Here is a 15,296-nt window from a genome sequence, read left to right as displayed (position 1 = left end):
GTTAAATCCCCATCTGGTGATTGTGAAGCAGTCCCGCAAACCGGGGGACAACTCGGCGGCAAGTCTATCAGAACTTGCCTACACGTAAGAGATATTTGCGCCGAACTAAGTTTCAGCGATGCCTGCAAATTTCTCACGCAATTTATCTAGAGCACGTTTGTAACGCATTTTTGTCGCACTCAAACCCATGTGCATGATATCCGCGATCTCTTGAAATTCCAGCTCTGCGACAAATCGTAGCACCAGAATTTCACGGTCAATCGGGTTCACATACACTAACCAGCGATCGAGTCCACCCTTATCCTCGGGTTTCGGCGCCTTTTCTTCAGACGCTTCCTCGAGGGGGTCCAGACTCAAAGCATCCATCAAGCGACGCTTTCGCCGTTCTTTCCGATACTGTGTGATGCACTCGTTGTACGTGATGCTATATAGCCACGTCTTGAACTTCGATTTGCCCTCGAAGTTCTTCAGGCCATACAGCACCTTCAACATCACTTCCTGACAGACATCGTCTGCGTCGCGATCGTTCCCAAGATACCGCGCACAGACGTTAAATAATGTTCGCTGGTAACGCCGCATCAGTTCTTCATAGGCGCGCGTTACGTGAAACAGCTCGGTATGCGAGCGCGCGACCAACTCCTCATCAGAGAGCTCGCGGGGGTCGTAGCGCGTGGACAGCGATTGAGCTTTATTCAAAACAAGTCGGGCCGACAGTCAGGTCAATGTCCGCCGCAACCCTTTTCAGGGCATTTTTTGCGGCGGCATACATTAGCAGGGTTTGCCGGGTTAGCGGCTACTCACATGCTGTTCCAGGAGAATCCGATTGGAAAGAGAGACTAGCTCCCCCTCATCGGTCAGCAATGTGGTTTTAACCGTGCCGATCTCTTCGATCTGACCTTCGACCTCGCCAACACGCACTTGTTGCCCAACCTGATACAACTCACGCACATAGATTCCCGCAAGAATCTGACCGGCAATTTCCCGGCTTCCCAACCCCATGGCCAGCGCAACCGCCAGACCAACGGTAATCAAAACAATCACAATCACGTGGTTGAGCAGGTCAGTCTTGACCTCCAACTGGCTGATTGCGACCGAAATACTGATGATAATCACCAGGCCCTGGGCAATTCTCCCCAGGCCCGCAGCGTAGTCCAGCCCTACGCCCTCTGCTGCACCACGCACCAGCCCATTGGCCAATTGCGCGAGCAAAACACCCACCAGCAGCACCAGCGCGGCGCCAAATACTTTCGGCAAATACAGCGCAAGCATGTCAAGCGTAGCCGAAACTCGCTCAAGTCCAAGGGATTCTGCGGCAGAAACCAGAAAAATCAGCAGAACGAACCAATAGACAATCTTGCCAATCAAGGTTGAGATCGGCACTTGAAGGCCGGCCCGGGACAGCAATTTGGTCAGACCGGTGCCGCCCATCAGGCGATCGAGCCCCAGCTTGGCGAGCAACTTAGACAGCAAAGTGTCCAAAAGTTTCGCAACGACGAAACCCAACAGCAGCACAACCAGTGCGCCGAACAGGTTCGGGATGAAATTTGCAACCTTGGTCCATAACGCAGTCATTGCAGTGACGAGGCTCTGAGTCCAGAGATCAAGTTCCATATTCAATCAGCCTTATCAGCAGTGCGAACGGTAGGTTTACGGTGGCGGGAAACCGGAGCGACATGGGCCGATCCGTTATTCAGGGCGATCATCAGCGCGGGCAGCCAGCGGCCCAGCAGGCTGAACAGATCACCGGCGCCGACCTGGCGGTTGGCGGTTTTCAGTACACGCCCAAGGCACGCATCATCGTCCCGGGTGGACGGTGATGCCTTGAGCATGTCACGCAAAGACTGTTCAAACGGATCGTGCATACGCACCTCTCGTGATGTCTGTGAAAGACGCGGTCAAATTTGCTCGGGTCACATCGCTCACCCTCAGACCCAGCGCAAACGTCGGAATAACCACCACTGCCCCAGCGCCACCGAGACCATCATCAGGCACGCGATCAGGAAGCCATAGGGGCTTGCAGAGAACGGAATCCCGCCGACATTGATGCCCAGAAGACCCGTCAGAAAACTCATCGGCAAAAAGATCCCGGTGATGATCCCGAAGCGGTACATCGTGCGGTTCATTCGCACGCTCAAACGTCTATCTTCGGCCTCGAGGACCAACCCCACCCGCTCCCGGGTCAATTCCAGCTCCTCGAGATATCGGGTCAGGCTGTTGTTCAATTCGTTCCAGTAATTGCCATCATCTTCGACGAACCAGGGCAGCTTTATCCGCGTCAGCTGACCGAAAATGTCCCGCTGCGGAGCGAGAAAGCGCTTCAACGCAGCAGCCCTGCGCCGGATCTGTAAAACGGCTCCGTGCTCGGGTGTATACCGTTCGTCGGCATCCAGCTTTTCTTCTTCCTCATCGACCACTTCCGAGAGGCAGCTGACCAGATCCTGCACCTTGTGGGTGAGGTATTGCGCCATATAAAGGATGAGTTCTGACGCCGTTTTCGGTCCTTTGCCTTCGGCGAGCTGCAGCAGCAACTCATCGGTGGCGCGCAATGGACGCAAACGCAGGGAAATGACCCGCTGGGCCGACGCGAAGATCCGCACCGAGACCATGTCTTCCGGCTCGGCGCCCGGGTTCAGGTTGACCCCACGCAAAAATAGCAGCAGTTCGCTGTCCGAAAGCTGTACAAGACGCGGACGGGTGTTTTCTTCAAGTAAAAGATCACAGCTGAATTCGCTCAGACCGCTGGATTGTCGCAACCAGGTCTGGGTTTGCGGGTGACTGCGATCCCAGTGCAGCCACAGGCTTTCATGGGCCTGCAGCTGCAAGTCATCGAGTTCAGTCCGGGCTATCGAACGCGCACTGCCTTTACCGTCCAGCACCAGGGCATGCACCAGCCCCCACTGCGCGTTTTCTTCCTCGAACATCCTCACCCCTTTGTTGGTGCAGCGCTTTATTCAGGCATTTTCAGCGGGCTTGGCGAAATGATCACGCCGTTATTGTCCGCATAGATGTAGTGGCCCGGGTGGAACGTCACACCGGCAAAAGTGACCGCAACGTTGAGATCGCCGAGCCCGCGCCGGTCGGATTTCCTCGGGTGGCTGGCCAGGGCCTGAACGCCCAGATCGGTCTGCGCGATGATATCTACGTCGCGGATGCAACCGTAGATCACCAGCCCTTCCCAACCGTTTTTCGCGGCTTTCTCGGCCAGCATGTCACCTAGCAACGCATGACGCAGGGAACCGCCGCCGTCGACCACCAGCACCTTGCCATTCCCCTTCAGCTCGACCTGCTCCTTGACCCGCGAATTGTCTTCGAAACATTTGATGGTCACGATTTCGCCACCGAAAGAATCACGACCGCCGAAATTGCTGAACATCGGTTCCAGCACCTGCACCAGCTCCGGATAGGCGTCGCAAAGGTCAGGCGTGATGTAATGGTTCATCGAGAAACTCCTGTAGAGAGGAAGACAATCGAGGATGTCGCAAAGTGACCAGAAAAGCTCAATGCGTCATATCTTAGCCGCAAGCCGAACGGAGCGAAATGCCCTTGTTAGAGCATCAGGCTCATACCGCCGCAGCCAGATCCGGTTTTCCACCCAGCAATGGCGTTTGCTGATCTGCCAACCAGCGCGCCACCAACGGCCAGACTTCAGTCTGCGCAGACTTGCTGACGAGCATCTCCACATGACCGAAATTATCGCCAAAGCCCTGCTCGCGACCCAGGCTGATGAATTGCTTATGCTCGGAACCCACCTGATCGAACAGCTTGCGACAAGCCCAGGTCGGGTCCTGATGGTCACCGGCGGCACTCACGGCCAATACCGGCAACTGAACGTCAGCCAATCCGGCCCACCAATCCTTGTCGGCATCGCCGAAGCGCCCGAACAGGCCATACCAGCGCATGCTTTCCAGGGCCAGGCCAATAGGCTCGTCCTCCGGGCCGCGCTTGAGCCGTGAACCAGACAACTGGGCAAAGCGTTTGAGAATGAAGCGCCCGCTCCACTCCACCGGCGGAATTTTCAATGGCCAATAGGTGCGGCTGATTTGAGTACCGAAAAACGCCGCGGAAGCCACCACCGGCTCGCCGATGTACTCACCCCCCAATGCCGCTGCCAGGGTAATCCCGCCCAGCGAGTGCCCGATCCAGTGCGGGATCTGGCCGCTCTGCTCGCGCACGAACGCGCCAATGGCTGGCAAATCGTAACGGGCGTAGTCGGCAACACGATTCTTGCGGTAGTTCTGGTTGCGCTGGGACAGGCCATGGCCACGCATTTCGGGAATCCATACATCGAATCCCAGACGCGTCAGGTAGGCGCCCAGTCCAAGCCCCTTTGGGGAAAACCAGAACCGGCGATTGGAAAAGCTGCCGTGAAGCAAAATAACCGGAACGCCACGCGCGTCTGAGCCATCCGCCATGCCCAGGCGTGTCACAGCCAGTTCGACGGTGCCGTCAGGGCTGTTGCCGGGTTTCAGACGATAGACGTCTTCGCTCAGATCGCCGCGCCGCTCGGCGCTGATCAGGGCGACAGGAAATAGGTTGCTGCTGCTTTGCATAATGCTCTTGCACAAAAAAGGGCGGCTTCCAGAGGAGCCCGCCCTACTTCAATCTCAGAAAACGACTACCCCCTGCAGGAGCACAGCTTGCTGGCGATAGCGATTTTGAAGACGCCATCGCGGGCAAGCCTTGCTCCTACAGTGAGTGGCCCTTTCACTCACACCATCAAGCCGGAGCCTGACCTTCAGCCAGGAAGAACCAGGTTTCCAGTACGGAATCGGGGTTCAACGACACGCTTTCGATGCCCTGCTCCATCAGCCATTTGGCCAGATCAGGGTGGTCCGAAGGACCCTGACCGCAAATGCCGATGTACTTGCCAGCCTTGTTGCAGGCCTGAATCGCGTTGGCCAGCAGCTTCTTGACCGCCGGATTACGCTCGTCAAACAGGTGCGCGATGATCCCGGAGTCACGGTCCAGGCCCAGGGTCAGCTGGGTCAGGTCGTTGGAACCGATGGAGAAGCCGTCAAAGAACTCGAGGAATTCTTCAGCGAGGATCGCGTTGGACGGCAGTTCGCACATCATGATGATGCGCAGACCGTTTTCGCCGCGCTTCAGACCGTTCTCCGCCAACAGGTCGATGACCTGGCTGGCTTCGCCGAGGGTACGGACGAATGGCACCATGATTTCGACGTTGGTCAGACCCATCTCGTTGCGCACACGCTTGAGGGCGCGGCACTCGAGTTCGAAGCAGTCACGGAACGATTCGCTGATATAACGCGAAGCGCCACGGAAGCCCAGCATCGGGTTTTCTTCTTCCGGCTCGTAGAGCTTGCCGCCGATCAGGTTGGCGTATTCGTTGGACTTGAAGTCCGACAGACGCACGATGACCTTTTTCGGGGTGAACGCAGCGGCCAGGGTACTGATGCCTTCAACCAGCTTCTCGACATAGAAGCCAACCGGATCGTCGTAACCGGCGATGCGCTTGTCGACGCTGTCCTTGATGTCCTGCGGCAGCCCGGCGTAGTTCAGCAGCGCCTTGGGATGCACGCCGATCATGCGGTTGATGATGAATTCCAGACGGGCCAGGCCTACACCGGCGTTCGGCAACTGCGCGAAGTCGAATGCACGATCCGGGTTGCCGACGTTCATCATGATCTTGAACGGCAGATCAGGCATGGCGTCCACGGAGTTTTTCTTGATGTCGAAGCCCAGTTCGCCTTCGAAGATGTAACCGGTGTCGCCTTCAGCGCAGGAAACGGTCACGCCCTGGCCATCTTTCAACAGCTGGGTGGCGTTGCCGCAACCGACCACGGCCGGGATGCCCAGCTCGCGAGCGATGATCGCCGCGTGGCAGGTACGGCCGCCACGGTTGGTGACAATGGCGCTGGCGCGCTTCATGACCGGTTCCCAGTCCGGGTCGGTCATGTCGGAGACCAGAACGTCGCCTGGCTGGACTTTGTCCATCTCGGACACGTCCTTGATGATGCGGACCTTGCCGGCGCCGATGCGCTGGCCGATGGCGCGACCTTCAACCAGCACGGTGCCGGTTTCTTTCAACAGGTAACGTTCCATGACGTTGGCCTGGGTGCGGCTCTTCACGGTTTCAGGACGGGCCTGAACGATGTAGAGCTTGCCGTCGTCGCCGTCTTTGGCCCATTCGATGTCCATCGGGCACTTGTAGTGCTTCTCGATGATCATCGCTTGCTTGGCCAGTTCGCTGACTTCGGCGTCGGTCAGGCAGAAACGTGCGCGATCAGCCTTGTCGACGTCGATGGTCTTGACCGACTTACCGGCCGTGGCGACTTCGCCGTAGATCATCTTGATGGCTTTGCTGCCCAGGTTGCGACGCAGGATGGCCGGACGACCGGCTGCCAGCGTGCCTTTGTGGACGTAGAACTCATCCGGGTTCACCGCGCCTTGTACGACGGTTTCACCCAGGCCGTAGGCGCCGGTGATGAACACCACGTCACGGAAGCCCGATTCGGTATCGAGGGTGAACATCACGCCGGCGGTGCCGGTTTCGGAGCGGACCATGCGCTGCACGCCGGCCGACAGGGCTACCAGCTTGTGGTCGAAACCCTGGTGGACGCGGTAGGAAATCGCGCGGTCGTTGAACAGCGAAGCGAACACCTCTTTGGCGGCGCGAATAACGTTTTCGACACCACGGATGTTCAGGAAGGTTTCCTGCTGACCGGCAAAGGAAGCGTCCGGCAGGTCTTCGGCGGTAGCGGAAGAGCGCACGGCCACAGCCATGTCAGGGTTGCCGGCCGACAGCGTGGCGAACGCGGTGCGGATCTCGGCGTTGAGCTTCTCGGGGAATTCGGCTTCCATGATCCATTGACGGATCTGGGCGCCGGTCTTGGCCAGGGCATTGACATCGTCGACGTCCAGGGCGTCGAGGGCGGCATGGATCTGATCGTTCAGGCCGCTCAGCTCGAGAAAATCACGATAAGCCTGAGCTGTCGTGGCGAAGCCACCGGGCACCGATACACCGGCACCTGCAAGGTTACTGATCATCTCGCCCAGGGATGCGTTCTTGCCCCCTACGTGCTCTACATCATGGACGCCGAGCTTATCGAGGGAAACTACGTACTCTACCAAGGTGATCTCTCCACTAACTGTGTTGGAAAAGCTCAGAAGCCGGCTGCTCTATGGAGCGTTTGCCAGCTGTATGGCCTGGACCTGGAAAATAAGTGAGAATGCAGGCCACTGGCGGCCAGCAAATCGCGCCTATCATATCCAAGATTCGTCACTAGCTTAAGGCCCAAGGTGCAAATGAAACGATCTGCTTTCTTTATCTCCGATGGTACCGGCATTACAGCCGAAACCCTGGGTCAAAGCCTCCTGGCGCAGTTCGAAAACATTACCTTCAGCAAATTCACAAAGCCGTACATCGACAACGCGGATAAAGCGCGGGTCATGGTACAACAAATCAACAAAGCCGCTGAAAACGATGGTTTTCGGCCGATCATCTTCGACACCATTGTCAATCAGGACATCCGTGAGATCCTCGCAACGTCCAATGGTTTCATGATCGACATTTTCTCGACCTTTCTGGCGCCTCTTGAACAGGAATTGACCGAGCATTCTTCCTACACCGTCGGCAAGTCCCACTCGATTGGCAGCAACTCCAATTACATGGAGCGGATCGAGGCAGTGAACTTCGCCCTCGACAACGACGACGGTGCTCGCACGCATTATTACGACAAGGCGGACCTGATCCTAGTGGGCGTGTCGCGATGTGGCAAGACGCCGACGTGCCTGTACATGGCCATGCAATTTGGCATCCGCGCGGCCAACTATCCGCTGACCGAAGACGACATGGAACGCCTGCAATTGCCAGCAACCCTGCGTGCCCACCAGCACAAACTGTTCGGCCTGACCATCGACCCGGACCGCCTCACCGCGATCCGCAACGAGCGCAAGCCCAACAGCCGCTATTCGAGCTACGCCCAGTGCGAATTCGAAGTGCGCGAGGTGGAGAATCTGTTCCGCCGCGAGAACATTGCGCACATCAATTCCACACATTTTTCGGTGGAAGAGATTTCGGCGAAGATTCTGGTGGAGAAAGGTGTGGAGCGGCGGTTCAAGTAGCTCTGTAGCGCCTGTCAGGCCGCTATCGCGGGCAAGCCTTGCTCCTACAGGATGTACGTGCCCCCTTGTAGGAGCATGGCTTGCCCGCGATGGCGATCTTGAGGGCACCATCGCGGGCAAGCCATGCTCCTACAGGGATTTGCGTCAGATTACGAACAGGTCGACAAACCTGTTCACCGGTGTCGCCTCAAGCGCTGCCTGATCCTTGCACAACGCAAAGATCTCGGCGCTGCGCTGGGCGGTGAAGCGCGTCGCCAGGTTCGCCTTGAATTTGTCTTCCAGTAGCGGAATGCCGTCGGTGCGGCGACGGCGATGGCCGATCGGGTACTCCACCAACACGTTTTCTGTGCTGGAGCCGTCCTTGAAGAACACCTGTATCGCATTGGCGATGGAGCGCTTATCGGCTTCCAGGTATTCGCGGGTGTAGCGCGGGTCTTCGACGATGACCATTTTTTCGCGCAGCACGTCGATGATCGGATGCGCCGCGTGGAAGTCGTCCTCGTACTGCTCGGCCACCAGATTGCCGAACGCCAGCGGCACGGCTGTCATGTACTGAATGCAATGGTCACGGTCCGCAGCATTGGCCAGCGGGCCGACCTTGGAAATGATGCGGATCGCCGATTCGTGGGTGGTGATGACGATCTTGTCGATTTCGTGCAGGCGATTTCTGACTTGCGGATGCAGAGTCACCGCCGCTTCGCAGGCCGTTTGCGCGTGGAACTCGGCCGGAAAGCTGATCTTGAACAGCACGTTTTCCATCACGTAGCTGCCGTACTTCCGGGAGAAGCTGAACGCGCGCTTGTCTTCTGGCTTGAGCGCCAGGTCGTTGTTGGTGTGGCTGAACAGCACGTCGTAAAAGCCCCATTGTTTCGCGGTGAGTACGCCGGGGATGCCCATTTCGCCACGCATTGCGATGTCCGCCAGCCGCACGCCACGGCTGGACGCGTCGCCGGCCGCCCAGGATTTACGCGATCCGGCATTCGGCGCATGACGGTAAGTGCGCAGCGCCTGACCGTCGGCGAACGCATGGGACAATGCGGACAACAACTGCTCGCGATTGGCGCCCATCAGCTTGGCGGTCACAGCGGTCGAGGCGACTTTCACCAGGATGACGTGATCCAGGCCTACGCGATTGAAGGAGTTTTCCAGCGCGATCACGCCCTGGATTTCGTGAGCCATGATCATGGCTTCGAGCACCGCGCGAACGGTCAGCGGTGCATCGCCATTGGCCAGGCGCTTTTGCGACAAGTGATCGGCCACCGCGAGAATGCCGCCGAGGTTATCGGACGGATGGCCCCACTCGGCGGCGAGCCAGGTGTCGTTGTAGTCGAGCCAGCGCACGATGCAGCCGATGTCCCACGCCGCCTTGACCGGGTCGAGGCGATAACTGGTGCCGGGGACACGCGCGCCAAACGGGACGACGGTGCCTTCCACCATGGGGCCGAGGTGTTTGGTGCATTCGGGGAAGCGCAGGGCCAGCAGGCCGCAACCCAACGTGTCCATCAGGCAGTTGCGTGCGGTGTCGAGGGCTTCGGCGGACTGGATCTTGAAGTTGAGGACGTAGTCGGCAATGTCCTGCAGGACCGTGTCGTAGTCGGGGCGGTTGTTCTGGTCGACGTTGGTGCTCATTTGGGGGGTTACTCCAATGAAGGAATGATGGGTTGTGGTGTTTCCTCAGCGGCAGGTTGGGTTGGTTTTTTTGCAGGTCTGGGGTGCCTGCTTGCTGTGTGTGTTTTCAGTTGCATCGCCCCCTCACCCCAGCCCTCTCCCCAAAGGGGAGAGGGGGCCGACCGAGTTGTCTTTCGAGCTACATCGACCTGAGATATAGAGTCGAACTCAGGCCTTGAAAAGCATGAAGATCGGCTCCCTTTCCCCCTCTCCCCCTTGGGGAGAGGGTTGGGGTGAGGGGTGATTTTCAGATCAGAACGAATCACCCGGCACGCGGACGTAACCTTCCATCAACACCCGCGCACTGCGGCTCATGATGGCTTTGTTCACGGTCCATTCACCGTTCACCTGGCTCGCTTCAGCACCCACACGCAAGGTGCCGGACGGATGCCCAAAGCGCACGGCATTGCGTTCGATACCGCCTGCGGCGAGGTTCACCAGCGTGCCGGAAATCGCTGCCGCCGTACCAATCGCCACGGCCGCAGTGCCCATCATCGCGTGGTGCAATTTGCCCATGGACAGCGCCCGCACCAACAGATCGATATCACCCGCCGCAATCGCTTTACCACTCGAAGCAACGTAGTCCGCAGGCTTGGCCACAAAGGCCACCTTAGGCGTGTGCTGACGCTTGGCCGCTTCGTCCAGATCCTTGATCAGGCCCATGCGCAATGCGCCGTAAGCCCGAATGGTTTCAAACATCAGCAACGCTTTCGGATCGCTGTTGATCGCGCCTTGCAGCTCGGTGCCGGTGTAACCGATGTCTTCGGCATTGACGAAAATCGTCGGAATACCGGCATTGATCATGGTCGCCTTGAAGGTTCCGACGCCAGGCACTTCGAGGTCATCCACCAGGTTGCCGGTAGGAAACATCGAACCGCCGCCGCCCTCTTCTTCCGCCGCCGGGTCCATGAATTCGACCTGCACTTCGGCGGCCGGAAAGGTCACGCCGTCGAGTTCGAAATCACCGGTCTCCTGCACTTCACCATTGGTGATCGGCACGTGGGCGATGATGGTCTTGCCGATGTTGGCCTGCCACACGCGAACCACGGCAACGCCGTTGTGCGGGATGCGGCTGGCGTCCACCAAACCATTGCTGATGGCAAACGAACCGACCGCCGCCGACAGGTTGCCGCAGTTGCCGCTCCAATCGACGAAAGGCTTGTCGATGGACACCTGACCGAACAGGTAATCGACGTCGTGATCGGCCTTGATGCTTTTGGACAGGATCACGGTTTTGCTGGTGCTGGAGGTCGCGCCGCCCATGCCGTCGATTTGCTTGTCGTACGGGTCGGGGCTGCCGATCACGCGCAGCAATAAAGCGTCGCGCGCAGGGCCTGGAACCTGTGCCGCTTCAGGCAGGTCTTTCAGGCTGAAGAACACGCCTTTACTGGTGCCGCCGCGCATGTAGGTGGCGGGGATTCTAATTTGAGGTGCGTGAGCCATGATGTTCCTTTTAGGATCGAGCGGGACCGCATGGCCCCGCCCGAACTCATCGTGTTAAACGGCAACCGCCGATTCTTCGAGGAAGTCCTGAGCGAAGCGTTGCAGCACGCCGCCGGCCTCATAGATCGACACTTCTTCGGCGGTGTCGAGGCGGCAGGTCACCGGCACTTCGACGCGTTCGCCGTTCTTGCGGTTGATCACCAGCGTCAGCTCGGCACGCGGGGTGCGCTCACCGATCACGTCGTAGGTTTCGCTGCCATCGATGCCCAATGTCTTGCGGTCGGTGCCCGGTTTGAACTCCAGCGGCAACACGCCCATGCCCACCAGGTTGGTGCGGTGAATGCGCTCGAAGCCTTCGGCTGCAATCGCTTCCACACCCGCCAGACGCACGCCTTTGGCCGCCCAGTCGCGGGACGAACCCTGACCGTAGTCGGCACCGGCGATGATGATCAGCGGCTGCTTGCGTTCCATGTAGGTTTCGATGGCTTCCCACATGCGCATCACTTTGCCTTCCGGCTCGACGCGAGCCAGCGAACCCTGCTTGACCTTGCCGTTTTCCTGAACCATTTCATTGAACAGTTTCGGGTTGGCGAAGGTGGCGCGTTGCGCGGTCAAGTGGTCGCCGCGGTGGGTTGCGTAAGAGTTGAAGTCCTCTTCCGGCAAGCCCATTTTCGCCAGGTATTCGCCGGCGGCGCTGTCGAGCATGATCGCATTCGAAGGCGACAGGTGATCGGTGGTGATGTTGTCCGGCAGCACCGCCAGCGGGCGCATGCCCTTGAGCGGACGAGCCCCGGCCAGCGCGCCTTCCCAGTACGGCGGACGGCGGATGTAAGTGCTCATCTCGCGCCAGTCGTACAGCGGCGTCACTTTCGGACCGGTGTCTTCGTGGATGGCGAACATCGGAATGTAGACCTGACGGAACTGCTCCGGCTTGACCGACGCCTTGACCACCGCGTCGATTTCTTCGTCGCTCGGCCAGATGTCTTTCAGGCGGATTTCCTTGCCGTCGACCATACCCAGCACATCTTTTTCGATGTCGAAACGGATGGTCCCGGCAATGGCGTAAGCCACGACCAATGGCGGCGAAGCGAGGAACGCATTCTTGGCGTACGGGTGGATCCGGCCATCGAAGTTGCGGTTGCCGGACAGTACCGCCGTGGCGTACAGGTCGCGGTCAATGATCTCTTGCTGGATCACCGGATCCAGTGCGCCGGACATGCCGTTGCAGGTGGTGCAAGCGAAGGCGACGATGCCGAAGCCGAGTTGCTCCAGTTCGGTGGTCAGGCCGGCTTCATCCAGGTACAGCGCCACGGTTTTCGAACCCGGTGCCAGGGACGATTTGACCCACGGTTTGCGGGTCAGCCCGAGCTTGTTGGCATTGCGCGCCAGCAGACCGGCGGCGATGACGTTGCGCGGGTTGCTGGTGTTGGTGCAACTGGTGATGGCGGCGATGATTACCGCGCCGTCCGGCATCTGGCCGGGCACTTCGGTCCACTGGCCAGAGATACCTTGGGCGGCGAGATCCGAGGTCGCAACGCGGGCGTGCGGGTTGCTCGGGCCGGCCATGTTGCGCACCACCGAGGACAGGTTGAAGGTCAACCCACGCTCGTATTGCGCATTCTTCAAGCTGTCAGCCCACAGGCCTGTGGTCTTGGCGTAGTTCTCGACCAACTGCACTTGCTCGTCTTCACGGCCGGTGAGTTTCAGGTAGTCGATGGTCTGCTGGTCGATGTAGAACATCGCGGCGGTGGCGCCGTATTCCGGGGCCATGTTGGAAATGGTCGCACGGTCGCCCAGGGTCAGTGCGGAGGCGCCTTCGCCGAAGAACTCCAGCCAGGCACCGACGACTTTTTGCTGACGCAGGAACTCGGTCAGCGCCAGCACCATGTCGGTGGCGGTGATGCCCGGTTGCAGCTTGCCCGTCAATTCGACGCCGACGCTTTCCGGCAGACGCATCCACGACGCGCGGCCGAGCATCACGCTTTCAGCTTCCAGGCCGCCGACACCGATGGCGATCACGCCCAGTGCATCGACGTGCGGGGTGTGGCTGTCGGTGCCGACGCAAGTGTCGGGAAATGCCACGCCGTCGCGCACCTGGATCACCGGAGACATTTTCTCCAGGTTGATCTGGTGCATGATCCCGTTGCCCGGCGGGATCACATCAACGTTCTTGAAGGCCTTTTTGGTCCAGTTGATGAAGTGGAAACGGTCTTCGTTGCGACGGTCTTCGATGGCGCGGTTCTTCTCGAACGCCTCCGGATCGAAACCACCGCGCTCGACGGCCAGGGAGTGATCGACGATCAATTGCGTCGGCACCACCGGGTTCACTTGAGCCGGGTCGCCACCTTGCAAAGCGATGGCGTCACGCAGGCCGGCGAGGTCGACCAGCGCGGTCTGGCCGAGAATGTCGTGGCACACCACGCGGGCCGGGAACCATGGGAAGTCGAGGTCGCGTTTGCGCTCGATGAATTGCTTCAGGGATTCGGTGAGCGTGGCCGGGTCGCAGCGACGCACCAGGTTTTCCGCCAGCACGCGAGAGGTGTACGGCAGAGTGTCGTAGGCGCCGGGCTGGATGGCCTCGACAGCCGCGCGGACGTCGAAGTAATCCAGATGGCTGCCGGGCAGCGGTTTACGGAATTCAGTATTCATCGTCAGGACTCGGTCACGGTAGTTTCAAAAGGTGGGGCCTGGCATTTGAATTGAGACCGGTTCCCTGTAGGAGCCGAGCTTGCTCGCGATAGCGGTGTATCAGTCGACATCGATGTTGAATGTCAGTCCGTCATCGCGAGCAAGCTCGGCTCCTACAGGTTCCCGGTTCAGCCGGCCTTCACCATTCAGCGTTGTTCGATTGGCACGAACTTGCGCTGTTCGACGCCGACGTACTCGGCACTCGGGCGGATGATGCGGTTGTTGGCACGTTGTTCGAACACGTGCGCCGCCCAGCCGGTCAGGCGCGAGCAGACGAAAATCGGGGTGAACAACTTGGTCGGGATGCCCATGAAGTGGTACGTCGACGCATGGTAGAAGTCGGCGTTCGGGAACAGTTTTTTCTGCTCCCACATGGTCTTGTCGATGGCTTCGGAAACCGGGAACAACACGGTGTCGCCCACTTCGTCGGCGAGTTTTTTCGACCAGCCCTTGATCACCTCGTTGCGCGGATCGTTGTCCTTATAGATCGCGTGACCGAAGCCCATGATCTTGTCCTTGCGCTCGAGCATGCCGAGGGTGCCTTTGATCGCCTCTTCCGGCGAGCTGAAGCGCTCGATCATTTCCATCGCCGCTTCGTTGGCGCCGCCATGCAGCGGACCACGCAGCGAGCCAATGGCGGCCGTGACGCAGGAATACATGTCCGACAGGGTCGAGGCGCAAACCCGTGCGGTGAACGTCGAGGCGTTGAACTCGTGCTCCGCGTAGAGGATCAGCGAAACGTTCATCACTTTGACGTGCAACTCGCTCGGCTTCTTGTCGTGCAGCAGGTGCAGGAAGTGGCCGCCGATGGATGGTTCGTCGCTCACGCAGCTGATGCGTTTGCCGTCATGGCTGAAGCGATACCAGTAGCACATGATCGCCGGGAATGCGGCCAGCAGGCGGTCAGTCACGTCGTGTTGTTCGGAGAAGTCTTTCTCCGGCTCGATGTTGCCCAGGAACGAGCAACCGGTGCGCATCACGTCCATCGGGTGGGCGTCGGCGGGGATGCGTTCCAGCACTTCTTTCAGCGCTTGCGGCAGGTCGCGCAGCTTGCCCAGTTTGCTGATGTAAGCGGCGAGTTGGGTTTGGGTCGGCAGTTCACCGTAAAGCAGCAGGTAGGCCACTTCTTCGAACTGTGCGTCAGCCGCCAGTTCGCGAACGTCGTAGCCACGATAGGTCAGGCCTGCGCCCGACTGGCCCACGGTGGACAGTGCGGTTTGCCCGGCAACCTGGCCACGGAGCCCGGCGCCACTGAGTACTTTTGCTTCGGCCATTGCTGTCTCCAGTTTTTCTTGAATTTGTTAGGGAAACTTGTAGGAGCGAAGCTTGCTCGCGAAGACGGACTGCCATTCAACATTAATGTCGTCTGATACACCGCTTTCGCGAGCAAGCTTCGCTCCTACAGGGCTTTC

Annotated in this window: 12 protein-coding genes; 1 reads left to right on the top strand and 11 read right to left on the bottom strand. The window is 59.1% G+C overall.

All coding sequences use genetic code 11. The annotated features are described in order from the left end of the window. Window positions 1–105: 105 nt before the first annotated feature. The 7 genes from sigX to ppsA all read right to left on the bottom strand — a co-directional run bounded on the left by sigX (window position 106) and on the right by ppsA (window position 7,092). Window positions 106–696, bottom strand: coding sequence for an RNA polymerase sigma factor SigX (gene sigX / locus PMI27_RS05070; protein WP_008146300.1), 591 nt, complete (start codon window positions 694–696; stop codon window positions 106–108). Between the two features lie 90 nt (window positions 697–786). Beyond that, window positions 787–1,611: a mechanosensitive ion channel family protein gene (locus PMI27_RS05075; RefSeq protein ID WP_008027407.1), complete on the bottom strand. Its 825-nt coding sequence runs from the start codon at window positions 1,609–1,611 to the stop codon at window positions 787–789. Window positions 1,612–1,613: 2 nt separating this feature from the next. After that, window positions 1,614–1,862 carry a hypothetical protein gene (locus PMI27_RS05080; protein WP_008146303.1) on the bottom strand — a complete coding sequence of 83 codons (249 nt, stop codon included), beginning with the start codon at window positions 1,860–1,862 and terminating at the stop codon, window positions 1,614–1,616. Between the two features lie 63 nt (window positions 1,863–1,925). Next, on the bottom strand, window positions 1,926–2,921 hold the full coding sequence (locus PMI27_RS05085; RefSeq protein ID WP_008146306.1) for a zinc transporter ZntB: 996 nt from the start codon (window positions 2,919–2,921) through the stop codon (window positions 1,926–1,928). A 26-nt stretch (window positions 2,922–2,947) separates the two neighbouring features. Next, window positions 2,948–3,439: a ribonuclease E activity regulator RraA gene (gene rraA, locus PMI27_RS05090; RefSeq protein ID WP_008146309.1), complete on the bottom strand. Its 492-nt coding sequence runs from the start codon at window positions 3,437–3,439 to the stop codon at window positions 2,948–2,950. A gap of 121 nt (window positions 3,440–3,560) precedes the next feature. Beyond that, a complete protein-coding gene (locus PMI27_RS05095; RefSeq protein WP_008146312.1) occupies window positions 3,561–4,550 on the bottom strand; it encodes an alpha/beta fold hydrolase in 990 nt (329 codons plus the stop codon). Window positions 4,551–4,716: 166 nt separating this feature from the next. Further along, complete coding sequence (ppsA, locus tag PMI27_RS05100; protein WP_008146314.1) at window positions 4,717–7,092, bottom strand: phosphoenolpyruvate synthase; 2,376 nt, start codon at window positions 7,090–7,092, stop codon at window positions 4,717–4,719. Window positions 7,093–7,266: 174 nt separating this feature from the next. On the opposite strand from ppsA, the gene ppsR reads away from it, so the two are divergent. Then, window positions 7,267–8,085: a posphoenolpyruvate synthetase regulatory kinase/phosphorylase PpsR gene (gene ppsR / locus PMI27_RS05105; RefSeq protein ID WP_008146317.1), complete on the top strand. Its 819-nt coding sequence runs from the start codon at window positions 7,267–7,269 to the stop codon at window positions 8,083–8,085. Window positions 8,086–8,229: 144 nt separating this feature from the next. Here the strand turns inward: ppsR and prpD are convergent, their stop codons facing one another. The 4 genes from prpD to prpC form a co-directional block, all read right to left on the bottom strand. Beyond that, a complete protein-coding gene (gene prpD, locus PMI27_RS05110; protein ID WP_008146319.1) occupies window positions 8,230–9,714 on the bottom strand; it encodes a 2-methylcitrate dehydratase in 1,485 nt (494 codons plus the stop codon). Between the two features lie 291 nt (window positions 9,715–10,005). Beyond that, window positions 10,006–11,196, bottom strand: a complete 1,191-nt coding sequence (gene prpF / locus PMI27_RS05115; RefSeq protein WP_008146321.1) for a 2-methylaconitate cis-trans isomerase PrpF — start codon at window positions 11,194–11,196, stop codon at window positions 10,006–10,008. A 54-nt stretch (window positions 11,197–11,250) separates the two neighbouring features. Then, window positions 11,251–13,845 carry a Fe/S-dependent 2-methylisocitrate dehydratase AcnD gene (gene acnD, locus PMI27_RS05120; RefSeq protein WP_008146323.1) on the bottom strand — a complete coding sequence of 865 codons (2,595 nt, stop codon included), beginning with the start codon at window positions 13,843–13,845 and terminating at the stop codon, window positions 11,251–11,253. 185 nt (window positions 13,846–14,030) lie between these two features. Further along, complete coding sequence (gene prpC / locus PMI27_RS05125) at window positions 14,031–15,158, bottom strand: bifunctional 2-methylcitrate synthase/citrate synthase (RefSeq protein WP_008146326.1); 1,128 nt, start codon at window positions 15,156–15,158, stop codon at window positions 14,031–14,033. Window positions 15,159–15,296: the final 138 nt, after the last annotated feature.

This window comes from Pseudomonas sp. GM41(2012) (assembly GCF_000282315.2).
Lineage (GTDB): Bacteria > Pseudomonadota > Gammaproteobacteria > Pseudomonadales > Pseudomonadaceae > Aquipseudomonas.
This window is presented reverse-complemented; position numbering and strand designations above follow the sequence as displayed.

Coding starts and splice junctions, on each gene's coding strand:
- PMI27_RS05075 (WP_008027407.1), bottom strand. CDS start 1,611: ATGGAACTTGATCTCTGGACTCAGAGCCTCGTCACTGCAATGACTGCG.
- PMI27_RS05080 (WP_008146303.1), bottom strand. CDS start 1,862: ATGCACGATCCGTTTGAACAGTCTTTGCGTGACATGCTCAAGGCATCA.
- PMI27_RS05085 (WP_008146306.1), bottom strand. CDS start 2,921: ATGTTCGAGGAAGAAAACGCGCAGTGGGGGCTGGTGCATGCCCTGGTG.
- rraA (WP_008146309.1), bottom strand. CDS start 3,439: ATGAACCATTACATCACGCCTGACCTTTGCGACGCCTATCCGGAGCTG.
- PMI27_RS05095 (WP_008146312.1), bottom strand. CDS start 4,550: ATGCAAAGCAGCAGCAACCTATTTCCTGTCGCCCTGATCAGCGCCGAG.
- ppsR (WP_008146317.1), top strand. CDS start 7,267: ATGAAACGATCTGCTTTCTTTATCTCCGATGGTACCGGCATTACAGCC.
- prpD (WP_008146319.1), bottom strand. CDS start 9,714: ATGAGCACCAACGTCGACCAGAACAACCGCCCCGACTACGACACGGTC.
- prpF (WP_008146321.1), bottom strand. CDS start 11,196: ATGGCTCACGCACCTCAAATTAGAATCCCCGCCACCTACATGCGCGGC.
- acnD (WP_008146323.1), bottom strand. CDS start 13,845: ATGAATACTGAATTCCGTAAACCGCTGCCCGGCAGCCATCTGGATTAC.
- prpC (WP_008146326.1), bottom strand. CDS start 15,158: ATGGCCGAAGCAAAAGTACTCAGTGGCGCCGGGCTCCGTGGCCAGGTT.